This window comes from Streptomyces sp. NPDC050164, from assembly GCF_044459945.1.
Lineage (GTDB): Bacteria > Actinomycetota > Actinomycetes > Streptomycetales > Streptomycetaceae > Streptomyces > Streptomyces coeruleorubidus_A.
In genome coordinates this window covers 84,954-103,893 of record NZ_JBITJK010000016.1, presented here as the reverse complement: position 1 = coordinate 103,893, position 18,940 = coordinate 84,954, and the positions used below count along the sequence as shown (strand labels likewise).

Here is an 18,940-nt window from a genome sequence, read left to right as displayed (position 1 = left end):
ACGGAGCGGGACCCGTCGTCCGCGTCACACCGCGGAGCTCACCTGCGGCCTGGCTCTCAGGTACTACGGGTATGACCTACGGGTAGGACCGGGGGTCGCTCCTACGGGTAGGACCGGGGGTCTCCCACGGGTAGGACCGGGGGTCTCCCACGGGCGCCCAGGAAAGCCGCTCACCAGGCCAGTTGCGCGATCTCCTCCACCACCACCGCGCACGCGTCCGCCGCCGGGTCGATGAGCGGGAAGTGCCCCACGTCCTCCAGCAGCGTCACTCCCACCATCTCCCCGGCCTTCGCCGCTGCGTCCGCGTACGACTCGGCGACCGCCTGCGGCACGTCGAGGTCCGTGCGGCCCTGGACGAGAGTGGTGGCGATGCCGGTGGGCAGCAGCAGCGCCGGGTCCGCGTACGGCTGCCGCTCGGCGAAGTGCTCGTCCCCGCCCAGGAGTTGCCGTACGGCACCGCCGCACACGTCCAGCTTGTCGGCGACCGCGAAGTCCGCGATCGGTGCGAGGGCGACCACCCCGCGCAGTGCCGCCGGGCTGCCGGCGCGCCAGGGCGAGCCGGCCGGCAGGACGTGCCGGGCCGCGGCCCACAGCGCGAGGTGCCCGCCCGCCGAGTGACCCGTGAGGACCGTACGGCGCGGGTCGGCCTGCGGCAGCAGCTCCCGGACGAGCGCCGGAAGGGCGTCCAGCGCGGCCGCGACGTCGTCGAAGGTGTCGGGCCAGCGCCCCGCGACGGAGTCGTCGTCACCACCGCGCCGGTACTCGGCGCTGGCCACGGCGAACCCGCGACGGGCGAGGAAGTCCGCGAACGGGCTGATGTGACGCCGGTCGTACGGTGCCCGCCAGGCACCGCCGTGCAGCACGAGGACGACCGGGGCGGGCCCGCCCGGGCCGCCCTCCCCGCGCGGGGCGTAGAAGTCGATCACCTGGTCGGGGTGGTCGCCGTAGGCGGCGGTGGCGTCGGGGGCGACGGGCGCGTGGGAGAACGCCGACTTCTCCTCGGCGGCGGCCCGTGCTGCTGCGACGTCGTCCGTCATGCTCCAACCTCTCAGCGCTCAAACGTATATGGCGGACCAGGTGGGGGTTCGGCCATTGGCCGGGACGGTATCAGGGCGCGCGACATGCGCGGACACGGGGATGTCACGCTGGGTTACCCCAGGCGGAGGGCGGCACGAACGACAGCCGCGTGACGTCGTGACCACAATGAACTCAACCTTCAATGGTCACACAACCGAGACAGGATATCTCAGGAACCGCACACTCATGGCGCCGGATCGGCCCAAGCGAAAGAGATGAGCCATGAGAACGCGACGAGCCGCACTTGTCGGAGCTCTTGCTGCCGTATCCATGATCGCGGTCAGCGCCTGTGGCGCCACCGCCGATAAAGAGGAGTCCGGGAGCGCAGGCGGTGCCTCGAAGCCCGTGACCGGCCTCCGCCTCATGGTCCCCAACACCCCTGGCAGCGGGTACGACCTCACCGCCCGCACCGTCTCCCAGGTGATGCAGGACACCAAGGCCGCCTCCGGTGTCCAGGTGTTCAACCTGCCCGGCGCCAGCGGCACGGTCGGCCTGCAGCGCCTGGTGAACGACAAGGGCAACGGCAAGATGGCCATGCAGATGGGCCTCGGTGTCGTCGGAGCCTCGCACACCCAGAAGTCCAAGGCGACGCTCACCGACACCACGCCGCTCGCCAGGCTGATCGAGGAGGCCGGCGCGATCGTCGTGCCGAAGGACTCCCCGTACAAGACGATCGACGACCTCGTCACCGCCTGGAAGAAGGACCCCAAGAAGCTCGCGGTGGGCGGCGGCTCCTCGCCGGGCGGCCCCGACCACCTGCTCCCGATGCAGCTGGCGAAGGCGGTCGGCATCAAGCCGACCGACGTCAACTACGTCTCGTACGACGGCGGCGGCGAGCTGCTCCCGGCCCTTCTCGGCAACAAGATCGCCTTCGGGGCGAGCGGCTTCGGTGAGTTCCTCGACCAGGTCGAGGCGGGCCAGGTGCGGGTGCTCGCGGTCAGCAGCGAGAAGCCGGTCGACGCGCTGAAGGACGCGCCCACCCTCAAGGACTCCGGCATCGACCTGGTCTTCACCAACTGGCGTGGCATCGTCGCCCCTCCGGGCATCACCGACGAGCAGAAGCAGGCCTGGGTCGACGCGCTGACCAAGATGCACGACTCCGACGAGTGGAAGAAGCAGCTGGAGAAGAACGGCTGGGTCGACGCGTTCCAGACCGGTGACGAGTTCGGCAGCTACCTGACCAAGCAGGACAAGGCGGTCGCCGACCTGCTGGCAGAGCTCGGGCTGGCATGAGCTCCCAGGCGAACGAACGGACCGTGGAGGACTCCCGTCCGTCCCGGGAGGGCGGGGACCGCGCACAGTACGGCGTGTGCGCGTTCCTCGCCCTGCTGGGCGCCGCCGTGATCGTGGACGCCCTCGGCATCCCGCACGTCACCAGCGGCACCGACCCGGTCGGGCCGCGCGCGGTGCCCCTGATTCTGGGCGGCCTGCTCGTCCTGCTCGCGGTGCTGTACGCCGTCGACGTGGCCCGGGGCGGCCGCGGTGAGCCGGAGGCCGGCGAGGACGTCGACCTGTCCCAGGGGAGCGACTGGCGCACCGTGCTGCTGCTGATCGGTGTGTTCGTGGCGAACGCGCTGCTCATCGAGCGGCTCGGCTGGGTGATCAGCGGCGCCCTGCTGTTTTGGGGCACGGCGTTCACCCTCGGCAACCGGCACTACATCCGCAACCTCCTGATCGCGGTGACGCTGTCCCTGACGACGTTCTACGCGTTCGCGATCGGCCTCGGCGTGAACCTCCCCGCCGGTGTCCTGCAAGGAATCCTGTGAGGCCTGGGCGATGGACAATCTGAACAACCTCATGCAGGGCTTCGCGGACGTCATGGCCCCGATGAACCTGCTGCTCGCCCTGATCGGCGTCGTCATCGGCACCGCGGTGGGCGTCCTGCCGGGCATCGGCCCGGCGATGACGGTGGCGCTGCTGCTGCCGGTGACGTACGGCATGGAGCCGGTGCAGGCGTTCATCATGTTCGCCGGCATCTTCTACGGCGGCATGTACGGCGGCTCGACGACGTCGATCCTGCTGAACACCCCCGGCGAGTCCTCGTCCGTGGTCACCGCGATCGAGGGCAACAGGATGGCGAAGGCGGGCCGGGCCGCCCAGGCCCTCGCCACGGCGGCGATCGGCTCCTTCGTGGCGGGCACGATCGGCACCCTGCTGCTGGTCCTGGTCACCCCGTTTGTGGTGTCCTTCGCGGTCAGCCTGGGCGCGCCCGACTACTTCGCGCTGATGCTGCTGGCGTTCATAGCGGTGACGTCCGTGCTGGGATCGTCCCGCGTCAGGGGCTTCATCTCCTTGTCGCTGGGCCTGACGATCGGTCTGGTCGGCATCGACTCGGTGTCCGGCCAGCAGCGCCTGACCCTGGGCGTCCCGCAGCTGGCCGACGGCATCGACGTCGTCGTGGTGGCGGTCGGCATCTTCGCCGTCGGCGAGGCACTGTGGGTGGCCGCGCATCTGCGGCGCAAGCCGGCCGAGGTGATCCCGGTCGGACGCCCGTGGATGGGCAAGGAGGACTGGCGGCGGTCCTGGAAGCCCTGGCTGCGCGGCACGGCGTTCGGCTTCCCGTTCGGCGCGCTGCCGGCCGGTGGCGCCGAGCTCCCGACGTTCATGTCGTACGCCACGGAGAAGCGGCTGAGCAAGCACCCTGAGGAGTTCGGCAAGGGCGCCATCGAGGGCGTGGCGGGTCCGGAGGCCGCGAACAACGCATCCGCGGCGGGCACGCTGGTCCCGATGCTGGCGATCGGCCTCCCGACGAACGCCACGGCGGCGGTCATGCTGGCGGCCTTCCAGTCGTACGGCATCCAGCCCGGCCCCCTCCTCTTCGAACGGGAGGCGAGCCTGGTGTGGGTCCTGATCGCGAGCCTGTTCATCGGCAACCTGCTGCTCCTGCTGCTGAACCTTCCGCTGGCCCCGGCGTGGGCGAAGCTGCTGCGGATTCCGCGCCCGTACCTCTACGCGGGCATCCTGTTCTTCGCCACGATGGGCGCCTACGCCGTCAACGCCCAGCCCCTGGACCTGTTCATCCTCCTCACCCTGGGCCTCCTCGGCTTCTGCATGCGCCGCTTCGGACTGCCGGTCCTGCCGCTGATCGTCGGCGTGATCCTCGGCCCCCGCGCGGAGCTGCAGGGCCGGCGCTCCCTCCAGCTCTCCGGCGGCGAGCTGTCGGGCCTGCTGGGCGGTCCCGTGTCGTACACCGTCTACGCGGCGATCGCGCTGGTCCTGGTGTGGCCGCTGATAGGCCGGTTCGTCGTACGTCCCCTGCGCGCGCGCAACGCCGCCTGAGACATCTGGAGATCGAGATGACCATTCTGGTCGGCTACGTGCCCTCCCCCGAGGGCGAGGCGGCCCTGCGCGCGGCGATCGGCGAGGCCCACCGGCGCGACGAGAAGCTGCTGGTGGTGAACACCACCCGGGGCGACGCGTATGTGGACCCGCGCTTCGCCCAGGAGCCCGACCTGAGCCACGTCCGCGAGGATCTGGCGGCCCTGGGCGTCGACTTCGACATCCGCCAGGTCCTCGGGGCCCGGGACGCCGCCGAGGAGATCATCGACCTGGCGGAGCGGACGGACGCGTCCCTGGTCGTGATCGGGCTGCGGCGCCGCAGCGCGGTCGGCAAGCTGATCATGGGCTCGGCGGCCCAGCAGATCCTCCTGGGCGTGGGCTGCCCGGTCCTGGCCGTGAAGGCGGAGGGCTAGCGGTGGTGCTGCGTACCTTCGGCTGGTCGTTCGCCGTCACGGCGCTCGGCCTCGCCTTCGCCGCGTGGCAGTGGGGCTGGGAGGCCTTCGGGATCGTCCTGATCCTCTCCGTCCTGGAGATCTCGCTGTCCTTCGACAACGCGGTCGTCAACGCCGGGATCCTGAAGAAGATGAACGCCTTCTGGCAGAAGTTCTTCCTCACCATCGGCATCCTGATCGCGGTGTTCGGCATGCGGCTGGTCTTCCCGGTCCTGATCGTCGCCATCAGCGCCGAGGTCGGCCCCGTCGAGGCGGTCCAGCTCGCCCTCGACGAACCCCGGCGTTACGAGGACCTGGTCACCGATGCCCATCCGGCGATCGCGGCCTTCGGCGGCATGTTCCTGCTGATGATCTTCCTGGACTTCATTTTCGAGGACCGCGACATCAAGTGGCTGGGCCGGCTGGAGCGCCCGCTGGCCCGGCTCGGCAAGATCGACATGCTGGCGGTCTGTGTCGCGCTCATCGTCCTGCTCGCCACGGCGATGACCTTCGCCACCCACGCCCACGTCAGCACGGGCCACGCGGACAAGTCCGCCACCGTGCTGCTCTCCGGCGTCGCCGGTCTCATCACCTACCTCGTGGTCGGCGGCCTCTCCGGCTACTTCGAGGACAGGCTCGAAGCAGAAGAGGAACACGAGAGGGAGGAGAAGGCCGGAGCCGAAGGCCGACCGGTCTCGGCGGTCGCCCTCGCCGGCAAGGCCGCGTTCTTCCTCTTCCTCTACCTCGAAGTCCTCGACGCCTCCTTCTCCTTCGACGGCGTGATCGGCGCCTTCGCCATCACCAACCACATCTTCTGGATGGCGCTCGGCCTCGGCATCGGCGCGATGTACGTCCGCTCCCTCACCGTCTACCTGGTCCGCCAGGGCACCCTCGACGACTACGTCTACCTGGAGCACGGCGCCCACTACGCCATCGGTGCCCTCGCCACGATCCTGCTGATCACCATCCAGCACCAGATCAGCGAGATCATCACCGGCCTGATCGGCGTCGTCCTGATCGCCGCGTCCTTCCTCGCCTCCGTCCGCCGCAACAAGGCGCTCGCCGCATCCGAGGTGGGCGAGGCCGAGCCGGACGAGAAGGCGGAGGTGCCGTCCAGGGCGTGACCGGGACGTCCTCATGCAGCGTGGGAACGCGACCGCCGGACCGTGCAGGTGCGTTCCCACGTGGCGTCGGCCGCTGGACCGGCTTCGGCGCCAGGAGGGAGGTTCCCGGCAACGCGAACCCGAGTCCGGCGCGGCCGATCAGCCCGATCACCGGGCTCGGCCGCGCCGTGCGGCCTCCCTCGGGGAACCGGCGCCGGTGGTGCGGCTGGGCGCGGCGGTGGCCGCGCCGATCAGCGCCTGTCGCTGCCAGGCGTCGGCCGGATCCGGGTGCGGCCGATGCCGGGGCGGGCGAGACGGATGCAGCGGGCCGAGCACCTCGACGTACCCGGCGAAGCACGGCCCGTCCTTGCGTCCACCGTTGTCCGGGTGCGATGCGCTCCTGGTCTGCCGCGTGGCAGCGGTCGGCCAGTGTCATCTCCCGCCGCGTCCGACGCCCCTCCCGGCGCGCCGGGAGGGGCGGACGAGGTTCCTGAACGAACGGCCCCCGCGGCGGCAGGGGCCGTTCGTCCCGGGGAACTCACTCCAGCGTCCGAGCCAGCACCCGCGCCGCCCGCTCCACGTCGGCGAACCCGACGTACAGCGGTGTGAAGCCGAAGCGCAGCACGTCGGGTGCCCGGAAGTCACCGACCACATTCCGCTCGATCAGCCGCTTCATGACGTCACCGGCGTCGTCACAGCGCAGGGCGATCTGGCTGCCCCGCTCCGCGTGCGGCACCGGCGTCACACACTCGACCCTGCCCTCGGGTACATACGCGGCCACGCACTCCAGGAAGAAGTCCGTCAGCGCGAGCGACTTGGCCCGCACCGCCTCGACCGACACCCCGTCCCAGACCTCCAGGGCCGCCTCCAGGGCGAGCATGGAGAGGATGTCGGGCGTGCCGACCCGGCCGCGCAGGGCGCCGGGGGCCGGCTCGTAGCCGCTGCGCATCCCGAACGGCTCGGCGTGGGAGTTCCAGCCGGGCAGCGGGGAGTCGAAGCGGTCCTGAAGCTCCCGGCGCACGTACAGGTACGCCGGTGACCCCGGCCCGCCGTTCAGGTACTTGTAGGTGCAGCCGACCGCGAGGTCCACACCGTGCTCGTCCAGCCCGACCGGCAGCGCGCCCGCGCTGTGGCACAGGTCCCAGACGACGTACGCGCCCGCCCCGTGCACGGCGGCCGTCAGCGCCGGCAGATCGTGCAGCCGGCCGGTGCGGTAGTCGACGTGGTTGAGGAGGACGGCGGCGGTACGGTCGCCCAGAGCGCCCGGCACCTGTGCCGGTGCCACCGGCCGCAGCGCGCAGCCGGTCATCCGGGCGGCCGACTCCGCGATATATCCGTCGGTGGGGAAGGTCGTGGCGTCGACGAGGACCTCATCGCGGCCCTGCCCGGCGAGCCGCACCGCACCCACAAGCGCCTTGAAGACATTGACACTTGTCGAGTCGCCCACCACGATCTGCCCGGGCGCCGCCCCGACCAGCGGGGCGATCCGGTCACCGATCCGCTCGGGCGCGGTCCACCAGCCGCTCTCCTCCCAGGACCGGATGCGCAGCTCGCCCCACTGGCGGCGTACGACATCCTCGACCCGCCCGGGGACGACGGCCGGCAGCGCGCCGAGCGAGTTGCCGTCGAGGTAGGTCACGTCGTCGAGGACGAAGGCGTCCCGCTTGCCGCGCAGGTCGTCGGCGGCGTCCAGCTTCTCCGCACGCATCGCGAGTTCAGACATGGGACCGCGCCGTCCACAGCTCGGGGAAGACCTGCTTCTGCGCCCGCTTCTCCAGCCAGGCCACTCCGGCGGAGCCGCCCGTGCCGGTCTTGGCGCCCATCGCGCGGCGGGTGGCGACGAGGTGGTCGTTGCGCCAGCGCCACACCAGCTCGGCGACATCGCTCAACGCCTCGCCGAGCCGGGCGACCTCGTCGCTCTCGTCGCCCGAGTAGACGGTCGTCCAGGCGGCCTCCACCTCCGGGGACGGCTCGTAGCGCAGCGACACGTCACGCCCCAGCACGGCCTGAGGGATGTCGTACCCGCGCCGCGCGAGCAGCCGCACCACCTCGTCGTACAGGCTCGGCTCGTGCAGCGCCTTCTCCAGCTCGGCGTGCACGCGCGGCGCGCCCCGGTGCGGGACCAGCATGGACGCGGACTTGTCGCCGAGCAGGAACTCCATCCGCCGGTACATCGCCGACTGGAAGCCGGAGCCCTCGCCGAGGGCGGACCGGTACGAGTTGAACTGGGCCGGTGTGAGCTGGCCGAGCGGCTTCCAGGAGGCGTTGAGCGCCTCCAGCTCGCGTACGGACCTCTTCAGCGCGGCGGTCGCGGTCGGTACGTCGTCGCCGCGCAGCGCGTGTGCCGCCGTCTCCCACTCGTGGACGATGACGGTGAACCACAGCTCCATCACCTGGGTCGTGACCAGGAAGACCATCTCTCCGGGATCGTCGGAGAGGGTGTGCTGGAGGTGGGTGAGCACGTCCGCCTTGACGTAGTCCTCGTACGGCGTCGTGCCGTGGAAATCGAGATGCGGGGTCTCGGGCTCGTGAGCCTCGTGGGACATCGCTGTCTCCTGCTTTGCAACTCCGGGTAGCGGTCCGCCCCTGCCGATGCCGGCACGGGGGCCCCGGTCCCCACCGGCATACTCCGCAATCGTCCCCCGAAACCGCAAGGCCCGCCCGCTCGGCGGACGGGCCTCGCGCACACGGACCGCCGTCAGCCCAGGACCTGCGCCGCCGTCGGCGAGGAGTCCTTCAGGAACTGGGAGCAGCGCTCGTACTCCTCCTGCTCGCCGATCGCCTGTGCGGCCCGGGCGAGGGCGTGCAGGGCACGCAGGAAGCCGCGGTTCGGCTCGTGCTCCCACGGGACCGGGCCGTGGCCCTTCCAGCCGCTGCGACGCAGCGCGTCCAGGCCGCGGTGGTAGCCCGTACGGGCGTACGCGTACGACTCGACGGTCGAGCCTCGCTCGTACGCCTCGTCGGCGAGCTGCGCCCAGGCGAGCGAGGAGGTGGGGTGTGCGGCGGCGACGTCGACCGGCGCGGTACCCGACGCGAGCATTTCCCGTGGCCCGGGGTCGTCGGGGAGGTGGGTCGGGGGCGGGCCCCCGAGGAGGTTCTCGTGAATGGACATGCCCCAAGTCTGCCGCAGGCGTGAGCTGCGGGCAGTCGTGCCTCCCCCAGTGCCTTAAGGGCCTGGTACCCCCAGGGCGGCATCCGTCCCGAAGAAGCGGCACCCCGCTCCGCCGGGTTGCGCAACGCCCCGGCCTCAGCGCCAACGCCCCGCCCCTACGACAACCGCTTGCGCACCGGCTCCCCCTCCAGCGGCGGCGCCGTCACACCCCCGTGCCTCAGACACTCCGGCCGCTTGCAGCCCGGCTGCGGCCTGCGCACCACCGCCGCGGCGGCGACGGCCCCCACCACCAATGCCCCCGCACACCACGCCATCGCCTTCCCGAAGGCGAGATCGAACGCACCCGGTTCCCGGTACGCCTCCTCCCCCATCCCCGTCAGCAACGGCAACGCCGCCACCGCCACCAGCCCCGCCGCCCGAGCCGCCGCGTTGTTGATCCCGCTGGCCAGCCCCGCCCGGGCCACATCCACCGACCCCAGCACGGTCGCCGTCAGCGGCGCCACCAGCGTGACCATGCCCAGCCCGAGCACCACCAGCGCAGGCAGCACATCAGCCACGTACGACGCCTCCGGCCCGACCCGAAGCATCAGCAGCATCCCCGCGGCGCACAGCAGCGGCCCCACCGTGAGCGGAAGCCGCGGCCCGATCCGGTCGGCCAGCTCGCCGGACCGCGCCGACAGCACCAGCATCAGCGCGGTCGTCGGCAGCAACGCCGTACCGGCCGCGAGGGCCGAGTAACCCACGACCACCTGGAGCTGAAGCGCGGCGAGGAAGAAGAACCCGCCGAGGGCGGCGTACACACACAGCGTGACGAGGTTGACCGCGGTGAACTGGCGGGAGGAGAAGATGTCCGGCGGCATCATCGGCTGGGGCCGCCGCCGCTCGACCACCACGAAGGCGACGGCCGCGACCGCCCCCGCCACCGCCGCACCCGCCACCACCAGGCCGCCCACACCGGCCGCCTCGATCAACGCGTACGTCAGCAGCGCGAGCGCCGACGCGCCCAGCACCGCCCCCAGCACGTCGAACCGGCCCCGGGCCCCCTCACCGCCCGACTCGGGCACGTGCCGCAGCGCCACGGGCACGCACAGCAGCGCCAGCGGAACGTTCAGCAGGAACACCCACCGCCAGCCCGGCCCGTCCACCAGCCAGCCGCCTACGAAGGGCCCGACGGCGGCCCCGATCCCGCCGAAGCCGGACCACAGGCCCACCGCGCGGCCCCGGTCGTCGGGGTGGAAGGACGCCTGGATCAGCGCCAGCGACCCCGGCGTGAGCAGGGCACCGCCCACCCCTTGCAGGGCGCGCGCGGCGATCAGCACCCCGGCGTTCGGCGCGATCCCGCACAGCAGGGACGCCACCGCGAACCACACCACACCGACGACGAACACCTTCCGGCGCCCGAAACGGTCGCCCAGCGCCCCGCCCAGCAGGATCAGCCCGGCCAGCGTGACCATGTACGCGTTGACGGTCCACTGCAGGGCCGCCATGTCCGCGTTGAGGTCACGGCCGATGCGCGGCAGCGCGACGTTGACGACGGTCGAGTCCAGCAGGGCCATGCTGGAGCCGAGGACCGTGGTGAGCAGGACCCACTTGCCTTGTGGTGAGGCCAGCCGTACATCGGGCATGCAGGGAGCATACGAAAGAGCCCGGCACCACAGGAGTGCCGGGCTCCACGCGAGCGGAACGGGACTTACTTGATCTTCGTACCGGTCGAGCGCAGGTTGCCGCAGGCCTCGACGACACGCGCGGACATGGAGGCCTCGGCCAGCTTGCCCCAGGTGCGCGGGTCGTAGGTCTTCTTGTTGCCGACCTCGCCGTCGACCTTCAGGACACCGTCGTAGTTGCGGAACATGTGGTCCGCGACCGGGCGCGTGAAGGCGTACTGGGTGTCCGTGTCGATGTTCATCTTCACGACGCCGTTCTCCAGCGCGGTGCGGATCTCCTCCTCCGTGGAGCCGGAGCCGCCGTGGAAGACGAAGTCGAACGGGGAGGCCTTGCCGAACTTGGCGGCGACGCCCTCGTTCAGCTCCTTCAGCAGCTCGGGGCGCAGGACGACGTTGCCCGGCTTGTAGACGCCGTGCACGTTGCCGAAGGACGCGGCCAGCAGGTAGCGGCCCTTCTCGCCCAGGCCCAGGGCCTCGGCGGTGCGGATCGCGTCGTCGACCGTGGTGTAGAGGGAGTCGTTGATCTCGTGGGTGACGCCGTCCTCCTCGCCACCGGTCGGGGTGATCTCCACCTCGAGGATGATCTTCGCGGCGCGGGCCTGCTCCAGCAGCTCCTGTGCGACGGAGAGGTTGTCGGCGAGGGTCTCGGCGGAGCCGTCCCACATGTGCGACTGGAACAGCGGGTTCAGGCCGGCCTCGACGCGCCTCTTGGAGAGCGCCAGCAGCGGACGTACGTAGCCGTCGAGCTTGTCCTTGGGGCAGTGGTCCGTGTGCAGCGCGATGTTCACCGGGTACTTCTCGGCGACGATGTGCGCGAACTCGGCCAGGGCGACCGCTCCGGTCACCATGTCCTTGCTGTACTGACCGCCCAGGAACTCGGCGCCACCCGTGGAGATCTGGACGATGCCGTCGCTCTCCGCCTCAGCGAAACCGCGCAGGGCCGCGTGCAGGGTCTGGGTGGAGGTCACGTTGATGGCCGGGTAGGCGAACTTTCCTGCCTTCGCCCGGTCCAGCATCTCGTTGTAGACCTCGGGAGTTGCGATGGGCATGCGTCCGCTCCTTGTATCTGCGGGTTGGCGTACTGCGTTGTCGGCCCTGACCTAGACCTTGGGGTGCGACGTCATCGTCGGCCCCATCTTTCCAGACTTGGCCGGAAGGTCCAGGCCACCGTCCACGCCCTGGTCGGTCCGGGCTCAGTCCAGGCCCAGCTCGTCCTTGGAGAACGCGAAGAGATACGGCACCCCGGTGCCCTCCTGGATCTTCTCCGCGGCGCCGGTCGCCCGGTCGACGATGGTCGCGACGGCGACGACCTCGGCCCCGGCCTCGCGCACGGCCTCGACGGCGGTGAGCGGGGAGCCGCCGGTGGTGGAGGTGTCCTCGACGACCAGCACGCGGCGGCCCGCGATGTCCGGGCCCTCGACGCGCCGCTGCAGGCCGTGCGCCTTCGCGGCCTTCCGTACGACGAAGGCGTCCAGGCGCCGCCCGCGCGCGGCGGCGGCGTGCAGCATGGCGGCGGCGACGGGGTCGGCGCCCATGGTGAGCCCGCCCACCGCGTCGAACTCAAAGTCACCGGTCAGGTCGAGCAGCACCTGCCCGACCAGCGGCGCGGCCTCGCCGTCGAGGGTGATGCGGCGCAGGTCGACGTAGTAGTCGGCCTCCAGACCCGACGACAGGGTCACCTTGCCGTGCACCACGGCCTTGTCCTTGATCTGTCGCAGCAGCGCGCCACGTGTGTCCGTCATGCCGCCCAGCTTAGAGGCGGCGCCAGCTCCAGGTCGTGGTGGCCTCCAGCGGCTCCAGGGGCGTGACCAGGCGCGGCAGGGTGTTGAGCCCGTTGGGCGGGCCGGTCTGCGGCTCCACGCACACGGCCGCGTCCTGCTCGTCGTAGACGACGACCCACTCCTGGCGGCTGGTCACCTTCAGCTCCAGCTGCCCGGGCCAGGTGAGGGTCACGTCGACGCCGGCGGGCATCCCGAAGCAGTCGTCCCAGGGGCCGGGCTTCGGCTCGACGCGGTTGCCGGTGGGCAGGTGGTCGTCGCCGCGTTCCTCCTGCCAGGCGGGGTGGAAGTCGAGGCGTACGTCCTCGCCGCCGAGGTTCCGGTTGAACCACGGGTGCCAGCCGATCTGCGCCGGGAACGACGACTCGTACGTCTCCACGGACATGGTCAGCGTCAGCGCGTCCTCGGTGAGGGCGACGACCTGGGTGACGCGGCCCGGGTGGGGCCAGGGGTCGACGAGCTCGTAGGTGATGACGGCCTCGTCCGTGCTCGTGCGGGCGGTGCGCCAGGCGCCGTCGCGGGCGGTGCCGTGGATGGCGTGGGGCGGGGCGTTGAGGGGCATCTGCCGTATGACGGCGCCGTCCAGGAAGCGCCCGTCACGGATCCGCCCGCACCACGGCACCATCGGGAAGCAGCCGAACCGCTCCCCCTGCCGGAGCAGCTCCACGCCGCCGATCCGCAGCCCTCCGACCCGGCCGCCGTTGCCCGGCTGCACGGTCACCTCCGCGTCGCCCGCGGTCAGCGTGATGTCTTCGTCACTCACGGGACGACCCTACTGGGGTGATCAAGAGGGCCTCACCCCGTACGGGGCGTTTTCAGCGGCGCCTGCGCAGGGCCCGGACCGCCACGATGGCCGACGCCAGCGCGAGCGCCGCCGCGGGGGCCGCCCAGCGCAGCGGGGCGGGAGGCATCACGGTCTGCGGCGCGGGCACCGGCGCGTACCGCCCTCTCGGCGGGGCGTGATCGACCTCCTCGGCACTGCGCCCGATCATCGTCCGCCGCGCATGCGCCGCCTCGGCGATGTCCTCGTCGTCCTCGTCGTCCTCAATGTCCTCGTCCGAGGGCCCGAGAGAGGACGGCGGAGTATCCCTCTCGAAGACGGAGGGGGGCTCGGGGGCGGGGGCGGGAGCGTCGTCGGCTGCTGGGCCAGGGGACTCGTCGGCGCTCCCCGGAGCCGAGGGCTCGTCGCCGGCCTCAGGGGCACGAGCGTCGTCGGCGTGACCACGAGGCGACGCCTGGCCGGCGTGCCCCGGGGCCGTCGGCTCTTCGGTGCCCCCTGAGGCACGAGCGTCATCGGCGGTGTGGCCGGAGGCCGGCGTCCTGTCGTCGGGTCCGGGGGCGGAAGTCTCCCCGGCGGTCCCCGACGTCCCGGCCTCCTCGTCGGCCTCGGCCCTCGCGCTGCCCTCGGTCCTCGCCACAGGCGGAGGCGGCGCAGCCGCGTCGTCCGCGTCCGGGGTCGTCTCGTAGTCGGTCGTGGCGCGGGGTTCGAAGTCCTGCGTGGCGAGGGGCGTGGTGGTTTCCGGGGCCGCCTCGGCCAGCTGTTCCGCGAAACGGTTCAACAGGCGGGTGACGGCGCCCTCCACCGCGTCGGACGGGAGGTCCTTGATCCGTCCGTCCACGGCGGCCGTACCGCCGAACACGATCGTCGTGCCGTACTCCGCGTCCCGCAGGGCGATCCGCAGCGCGAGTTTCACCGAGCCGGTGCCGCGGGCCTCCGTGGCCTCGCCTTCGACGGCGTAGGCCCCGTCGTCTCCCCGGGACACCCGTACGGCACCCCGGTACGTGACGGAGTGGCTGCCGACCCTGATCTTCAGCCGTCCGGTGACGGGCTCGGCGCCGGCGTCCTGCTGGAGCCCCGGAACCGCCCGGGCGACCCGCGCGGGGTCGTCCAGCACCTCCCTGAGCCGCTCGGCCGGAACCGGAACGAACACCTCGTGCTCCATGTCGACGGACTCTACCCAGCATGGGCCGAAACGCACCCCCACCTTCGGAATTCGCCCCCGATCCGCCCCGCCAGGCGTATCCTCGCCGGCCCTCGCCGGGCAGCGGGCCCGCTCAGTAGCGCGGATGCACCAGCGTCGAGGCGGGCAGCCCCGCGATCCGCGTGCCCCGCGCCGCCCGTTCCCCCACCGCGAGGGACACGTCGTCAAGGACGTGCGGGCGCGGACCGTCCGGGTCGAGGCGGGGTCGCGGCTCCGTGCGGGCGGCCAGGACGAAACCCCAGTCCCGGGGCTCCCGGAAGCGGTCGGCAGGGGTGCGGTCGGGGCCGACGGCGAAACCGGCGTGCCGCCCGCCCGTGCCGTACGGGGCGGTGCACAAGCCGGCCGCGCGGAGGGTCGCGTCCACCGTCCAGTACACGCGCGGGCTGGACGCGACGGGCCCGGCGAACACCACGAGCCGGCCGCCGGGGGCGAGCACCCGCCGCGCGAGGCCGTAGAACTCCTGCGAGTACAGCTTCGTACTGGCCGTGATGTCCGGGTCCGGCAAGTCCGAGAGGACCACGTCGTACGCCGCCGAGGGCGCTCCGCGCAGCCAGCCGAAAGCGTCCTGCGTCGTCACGCGCACGCGCGGGTCGCCGAACGCGTGCTTGTTCAGCGCCGACAGGGCCGAGTCGGTGCGGGCCAGCCGCACCACCTCCTCGTCGAGTTCGATGACGTCGACCCGGTCCACCCCGGGATGCCGCAGCACCTCGCGGGCCGCCAGTCCGTCACCGCCGCCGAGGATCAGCACGCGCGCGTGCGGTCCGGTCATGGCCGGGTGGACGAGGGCCTCGTGGTAGCGCAGTTCGTCGCGCCCGCTGACCCGCAGCCGGCCGTCGAGGAACAGGTCGAGGGGCCGCCCGTGCGTGCCCCCGGCGAGGACCACCTCCTGCACGCCGGTCTGGAGCGCCACCCGCACGTCCCCGCCGTACACCGCCTGCCGCGCGGCCCGTTCGAAATCGTCGACGAGGACGGCGGCCGAGGCGAGGATCGCCAGCACGAGCGCGTTGGCGAGCAGCAGCAGCCAGCGGGCGCGCCGGGTCAGGTCCCGGCGGAACAGGCCGAGCACCAGCGCGCCCCCGACGACCGCGTTGACGGCGCCGGTGATCAGCGCGCCGGTCAGCTGGCCGAGGAACGGCAGTAGCAGGAAGGGGAAGGCGAGTCCGCCGACGAGCGCACCGACGTAGTCCGCGGCGAACAGGTCGGCCACCGCGCCGCCCGGGTCCTGGCGGCGGATGCGCTGGATCAGCTCCATCAGCAGCGGGACCTCGGCGCCGATGAGCAGCCCGGTCGCGAGGGAGAAGGCGACCAGGAGGCAGCGCGGCCCGCTGGCCCACATCCCGCCCCAGTCGCCGGTCCAGGCGAAGACCGCGTACAGGGCCATCGCGCTGCATCCGCCGACGAGGGCGAGGGTCGCCTCGACCGCGCCGAAGCCGGCCGCGGCGAGCCCGCGCAGCCGCTTCGCGGCGAGGGAGCCGATGCCCATCGCGAAGACCATGACGGACAGCACGACGGACGCCTGGGCGACGGAGTCGCCCATCAAGTACGAGGCGAGAGCGACGAGTTCCAGTTCGTACACCAGTCCGCAGGCCGCGCAGACGAACACGCCCGCGAGGACCAGGAACCGCCCGGTGCCCGGCCGGACGGGCAGTCGCGCCGGGCCGCCGGGGCCGCCCGGGGCGCTCCAGGGCGGCGGGGAACCGGGCGGGATGGGCATGGGCGGCTCGATCACGCTGCGACGTTACGTCACGCCTCCACTGCGGTTCGTCACCCACACGTGTGGTGCTGGTTTACAGAGGCGCGGTAACGGTACGAGATCCGGTTCGCCGAGTGAGTGAGGTGCCGCAGAGATTCAGTTGGCGACAGCGGCCGGCTTCCGCACCCGTACGCCCACCTTCGTGCGGGTCGCCACCAACTGTCCGTCCTGCGGGTACGCGTGCCAGGTCCGCCAGTGCACCTGTCCCTCGTGGTGCTGGGCCAGCAGTGCCGTGAAGGCGTGCGGGCTGCCGGGGAAGACGCCGGCCAGGCCGTGCGGATGGTCGGAGACGAGGGCCAGCAACTCCTGGGCGCGACCAGCGAAGGAGCCCGGCGAGAGGACCTCGACCCGGGCCGCGAACTCGTACTCCCAGTCGCCCACCCGCGTGGCGACGCCGAGCGGAAGCGGCATGCTGCTGCCCGGAATGCACGCCACCGTCTCCGAGCAGACGCCCCGTTCCTCCTCCAGCAGGACCTGGTGGGACGCGCCGAGCAGTCGCAACTGAAGGCTGGTGCCCGCCAGTTCGAGGTCGAGGGTGGCCAGTGCGGGCAGCGGCTCGCGCCCCAGGGCCCAGGCGAGATCGGCCGCACGCGTGTCGGTGTAGGAGGTGTTCAGGGTCGTGAGCATGGATCGGCTCCGCAAGCACACAAGGAGAGGGAGATGGGTCCGCTGCACCCCGGTCGCACCGGGGGATTCGGCCCGGGATAAACCGGTCGGCCGGTTTCGGGAAGGTGTCCGCAGAACGTCCGAGAGGCTGCGTTGGTGTTTTAGAGGGAATCATGAACTGTGGCGCCGCAACAGCGTCTTTACCCAAGTTCGTAGGGTTTCCATCCCTCAGAGGGCTCCACAGCTCAACTGTTCAACCACGGCGTGCGCCGATGCCGGGGAGGCGTGCGCCGGTGCGCCGTGGATCACGCCCGGAGCCGAACGAAGTGCCTGTTTGACACACGCAGTTGCCGGAGTCACGCCCTGGTCCGTCACTCCCCGGCGGCAGTTGCCCTACAGACATGCGAAATTGCGGGCACACACTCCGAGTTGCCGACAGAGGTTCGACGCATCCGCCGGACGGGAACCCCGGACCTCCGGCAGGCACGCAAACGCGGGGCCCGCCCCAGGTGCGGACCCCGCGTTCAATGGTTGCGGCTCCCCCGTCGGGAGCGCGGCCGACGTACGTCAGCTGCCTCCGCCGCCGCAGCCACCTCCTCCTCCACCCCCGCCGCAGGACGAACCGCCGCCGCAGGAGTGCCCCCCGTGGTGTCCGCCGGACGAGCCGGAGTCTGAGCCCCCGGCCCACCAGCTGCCGCCGCTGTCGTGGCGTGATCCGGTGGACGCCCCCGCCCCGCGACGGGTCGTCCGTCCGGATCCGCCGCTGCGGGCCTTGGACACCAGCGCCCCGACCAGGACGACTCCGATCACCGCCAGGATGATGCCGACGACCATGGCGTCACCCTCCTTCCGTTCCCCCGAAGCGGCCCCCCGTGGGCGCCTCGCTCTTGCGTGAACAGGAGATGCCCGCCCCTCGCACGACCCAAAGCAGAGTTGAGGAAGTCCAGAGCTTCGGCGGAGGATGACCCGCATGACCTCCAGCGCGCGCCCCCTCCTGAACCGCCGGCTCGCCGAGTTCGGGACGACGATCTTCGCCGAGATGTCCGCCCTGGCCCTGAGCACCGGCGCCATCAACCTCGGGCAGGGCTTCCCCGACACCGACGGCCCCGAGGAGGTCAGGGAGGCCGCCGTACGGGCGCTGCGGGACGGCCTGGGCAACCAGTACCCGCCGGGCCCCGGCGTCCCCGAGCTGCGCACCGCGATCGCCGCCCACCAGCAGCGGCGCTACGGCCTGTCCTGCGACCCCGACACGGAGGTCCTGGTCACCGCAGGGGCCACCGAGGCCATCGCCGCCTCGCTGCTGGCCCTGGTGGAGCCCGGCGACGAGGTGATCGCCTTCGAGCCGTACTACGACTCGTACGCGGCGTGCATCGCGATGGCGGGCGGTCGCCGGGTACCGGTCACGCTCCGCCCGCACGAGGGCAGCTTCCGCCTCGACCTCGACGAACTGCGCGACGCCGTCACCGACCGCACCCGCCTGCTGCTGATCAACACCCCGCACAACCCGACCGGCACGGTCCTCACCCGCGAGGAGCTGGCCGCCATCGCCGAGCTGGCGGTGGAGCGGGACCTGCTCGTGGTGACGGACGAGGTGTACGAGCACCTGGTCTTCGACGACGCCGAGCACGTGCCGCCGGCGACGTTTCCGGGGATGCGCGAGCGCACGGTCACCATCGGGTCGGCCGGCAAGACGTTCTCGTTCACCGGCTGGAAGGTCGGCTGGGTTACGGCGGCTCCGGAGCTGGTCACGGCGGTGCGCTCGGCGAAGCAGTTCCTGACGTACGTCTCCTCGGGCCCGTTCCAGTACGCGGTCGCCGAGGCACTCGCCCTCCCGGACAGCTACTTCACCGCCTTCCGCGACGACATGCTCGCCAAGCGGGACCTGCTGGCGGGCGGCCTGGCGGAGGCCGGTTTCGGGGTCTTCAAGTCGGCCGGCACCTACTTCATCACCACCGACATCCGCCCCCTCGGCGAGAAGGACGGCTTCGCCTTCTGCCGCGCCCTTCCGGAGCGCGCGGGCGTGGTGGCCATTCCCAACGCGGTCTTCTACGACCACCGCGAGGAGGGCGCACCGTTCGTCCGGTTCGCGTTCTGCAAGCGGACGGGGGTACTGGAGGAGGCCGTGAAACGGCTCAGAACACTTTAGACACGCCGG

General features: G+C 71.7%; 18 protein-coding genes. 6 read left to right on the top strand and 12 right to left on the bottom strand.

The window, feature by feature from the left end:
• Positions 1 to 170: 170 nt before the first annotated feature.
• Positions 171 to 1,037 (bottom strand): alpha/beta hydrolase, encoded by an 867-nt coding sequence (locus ACIBNA_RS22210; RefSeq protein WP_399166871.1) that lies wholly within the window; start codon positions 1,035 to 1,037, stop codon positions 171 to 173.
• A 262-nt stretch (positions 1,038 to 1,299) separates the two neighbouring features.
• Here ACIBNA_RS22210 and ACIBNA_RS22205 point away from each other — a divergent pair, with 262 nt between their 5' ends.
• Genes ACIBNA_RS22205 through ACIBNA_RS22185 form a run of 5 tightly spaced genes read left to right on the top strand, consistent with a single transcriptional unit; the run spans position 1,300 to position 5,911 of the window.
• Complete coding sequence (locus ACIBNA_RS22205; protein WP_399166870.1) at positions 1,300 to 2,310, top strand: Bug family tripartite tricarboxylate transporter substrate binding protein; 1,011 nt, start codon at positions 1,300 to 1,302, stop codon at positions 2,308 to 2,310.
• Positions 2,307 to 2,843, top strand: a complete 537-nt coding sequence (locus ACIBNA_RS22200; protein ID WP_399166869.1) for a tripartite tricarboxylate transporter TctB family protein — start codon at positions 2,307 to 2,309, stop codon at positions 2,841 to 2,843. Before ACIBNA_RS22205 ends, ACIBNA_RS22200 begins: the two co-directional genes overlap by 4 nt.
• A gap of 10 nt (positions 2,844 to 2,853) precedes the next feature.
• Positions 2,854 to 4,356, top strand: a complete 1,503-nt coding sequence (locus ACIBNA_RS22195; protein ID WP_399166868.1) for a tripartite tricarboxylate transporter permease — start codon at positions 2,854 to 2,856, stop codon at positions 4,354 to 4,356.
• Between the two features lie 17 nt (positions 4,357 to 4,373).
• Positions 4,374 to 4,769 carry a universal stress protein gene (locus ACIBNA_RS22190; RefSeq protein ID WP_399166867.1) on the top strand — a complete coding sequence of 132 codons (396 nt, stop codon included), beginning with the start codon at positions 4,374 to 4,376 and terminating at the stop codon, positions 4,767 to 4,769.
• A gap of 2 nt (positions 4,770 to 4,771) precedes the next feature.
• Positions 4,772 to 5,911 (top strand): DUF475 domain-containing protein, encoded by a 1,140-nt coding sequence (locus ACIBNA_RS22185; RefSeq protein ID WP_399166866.1) that lies wholly within the window; start codon positions 4,772 to 4,774, stop codon positions 5,909 to 5,911.
• 517 nt (positions 5,912 to 6,428) lie between these two features.
• On the opposite strand, the gene kynU is transcribed toward ACIBNA_RS22185, so the two are convergent.
• The 11 genes from kynU to ACIBNA_RS22130 all read right to left on the bottom strand — a co-directional run bounded on the left by kynU (position 6,429) and on the right by ACIBNA_RS22130 (position 17,619).
• On the bottom strand, positions 6,429 to 7,613 hold the full coding sequence (kynU, locus tag ACIBNA_RS22180; RefSeq protein ID WP_399166865.1) for a kynureninase: 1,185 nt from the start codon (positions 7,611 to 7,613) through the stop codon (positions 6,429 to 6,431).
• On the bottom strand, positions 7,606 to 8,436 hold the full coding sequence (locus ACIBNA_RS22175) for a tryptophan 2,3-dioxygenase family protein (RefSeq protein WP_399166864.1): 831 nt from the start codon (positions 8,434 to 8,436) through the stop codon (positions 7,606 to 7,608). The genes kynU and ACIBNA_RS22175 overlap by 8 nt, the downstream gene beginning before the upstream one ends.
• A gap of 152 nt (positions 8,437 to 8,588) precedes the next feature.
• Complete coding sequence (locus tag ACIBNA_RS22170; protein ID WP_184986320.1) at positions 8,589 to 9,002, bottom strand: DUF3151 domain-containing protein; 414 nt, start codon at positions 9,000 to 9,002, stop codon at positions 8,589 to 8,591.
• A 155-nt stretch (positions 9,003 to 9,157) separates the two neighbouring features.
• Positions 9,158 to 10,627 carry an MFS transporter gene (locus ACIBNA_RS22165; protein ID WP_399166863.1) on the bottom strand — a complete coding sequence of 490 codons (1,470 nt, stop codon included), beginning with the start codon at positions 10,625 to 10,627 and terminating at the stop codon, positions 9,158 to 9,160.
• A gap of 65 nt (positions 10,628 to 10,692) precedes the next feature.
• Positions 10,693 to 11,715, bottom strand: coding sequence for a class II fructose-bisphosphate aldolase (gene fbaA / locus ACIBNA_RS22160; RefSeq protein ID WP_399166862.1), 1,023 nt, complete (start codon positions 11,713 to 11,715; stop codon positions 10,693 to 10,695).
• 144 nt (positions 11,716 to 11,859) lie between these two features.
• A complete protein-coding gene (pyrE, locus tag ACIBNA_RS22155) occupies positions 11,860 to 12,408 on the bottom strand; it encodes an orotate phosphoribosyltransferase (RefSeq protein ID WP_399166861.1) in 549 nt (182 codons plus the stop codon).
• Positions 12,409 to 12,418: 10 nt separating this feature from the next.
• Positions 12,419 to 13,207: an aldose 1-epimerase gene (locus ACIBNA_RS22150; RefSeq protein WP_399166860.1), complete on the bottom strand. Its 789-nt coding sequence runs from the start codon at positions 13,205 to 13,207 to the stop codon at positions 12,419 to 12,421.
• A 52-nt stretch (positions 13,208 to 13,259) separates the two neighbouring features.
• Positions 13,260 to 14,387: an SRPBCC domain-containing protein gene (locus ACIBNA_RS22145; RefSeq protein WP_399166859.1), complete on the bottom strand. Its 1,128-nt coding sequence runs from the start codon at positions 14,385 to 14,387 to the stop codon at positions 13,260 to 13,262.
• A 112-nt stretch (positions 14,388 to 14,499) separates the two neighbouring features.
• Positions 14,500 to 16,155: a polyamine aminopropyltransferase gene (locus tag ACIBNA_RS22140; RefSeq protein ID WP_399166858.1), complete on the bottom strand. Its 1,656-nt coding sequence runs from the start codon at positions 16,153 to 16,155 to the stop codon at positions 14,500 to 14,502.
• Positions 16,156 to 16,275: 120 nt separating this feature from the next.
• Positions 16,276 to 16,806, bottom strand: coding sequence for a DUF2617 family protein (locus ACIBNA_RS22135; protein ID WP_399166857.1), 531 nt, complete (start codon positions 16,804 to 16,806; stop codon positions 16,276 to 16,278).
• A gap of 546 nt (positions 16,807 to 17,352) precedes the next feature.
• Positions 17,353 to 17,619 carry a hypothetical protein gene (locus ACIBNA_RS22130; protein WP_399166856.1) on the bottom strand — a complete coding sequence of 89 codons (267 nt, stop codon included), beginning with the start codon at positions 17,617 to 17,619 and terminating at the stop codon, positions 17,353 to 17,355.
• 127 nt (positions 17,620 to 17,746) lie between these two features.
• Here ACIBNA_RS22130 and ACIBNA_RS22125 point away from each other — a divergent pair, with 127 nt between their 5' ends.
• Positions 17,747 to 18,931: a pyridoxal phosphate-dependent aminotransferase gene (locus ACIBNA_RS22125; protein ID WP_399166855.1), complete on the top strand. Its 1,185-nt coding sequence runs from the start codon at positions 17,747 to 17,749 to the stop codon at positions 18,929 to 18,931.
• Positions 18,932 to 18,940: the final 9 nt, after the last annotated feature.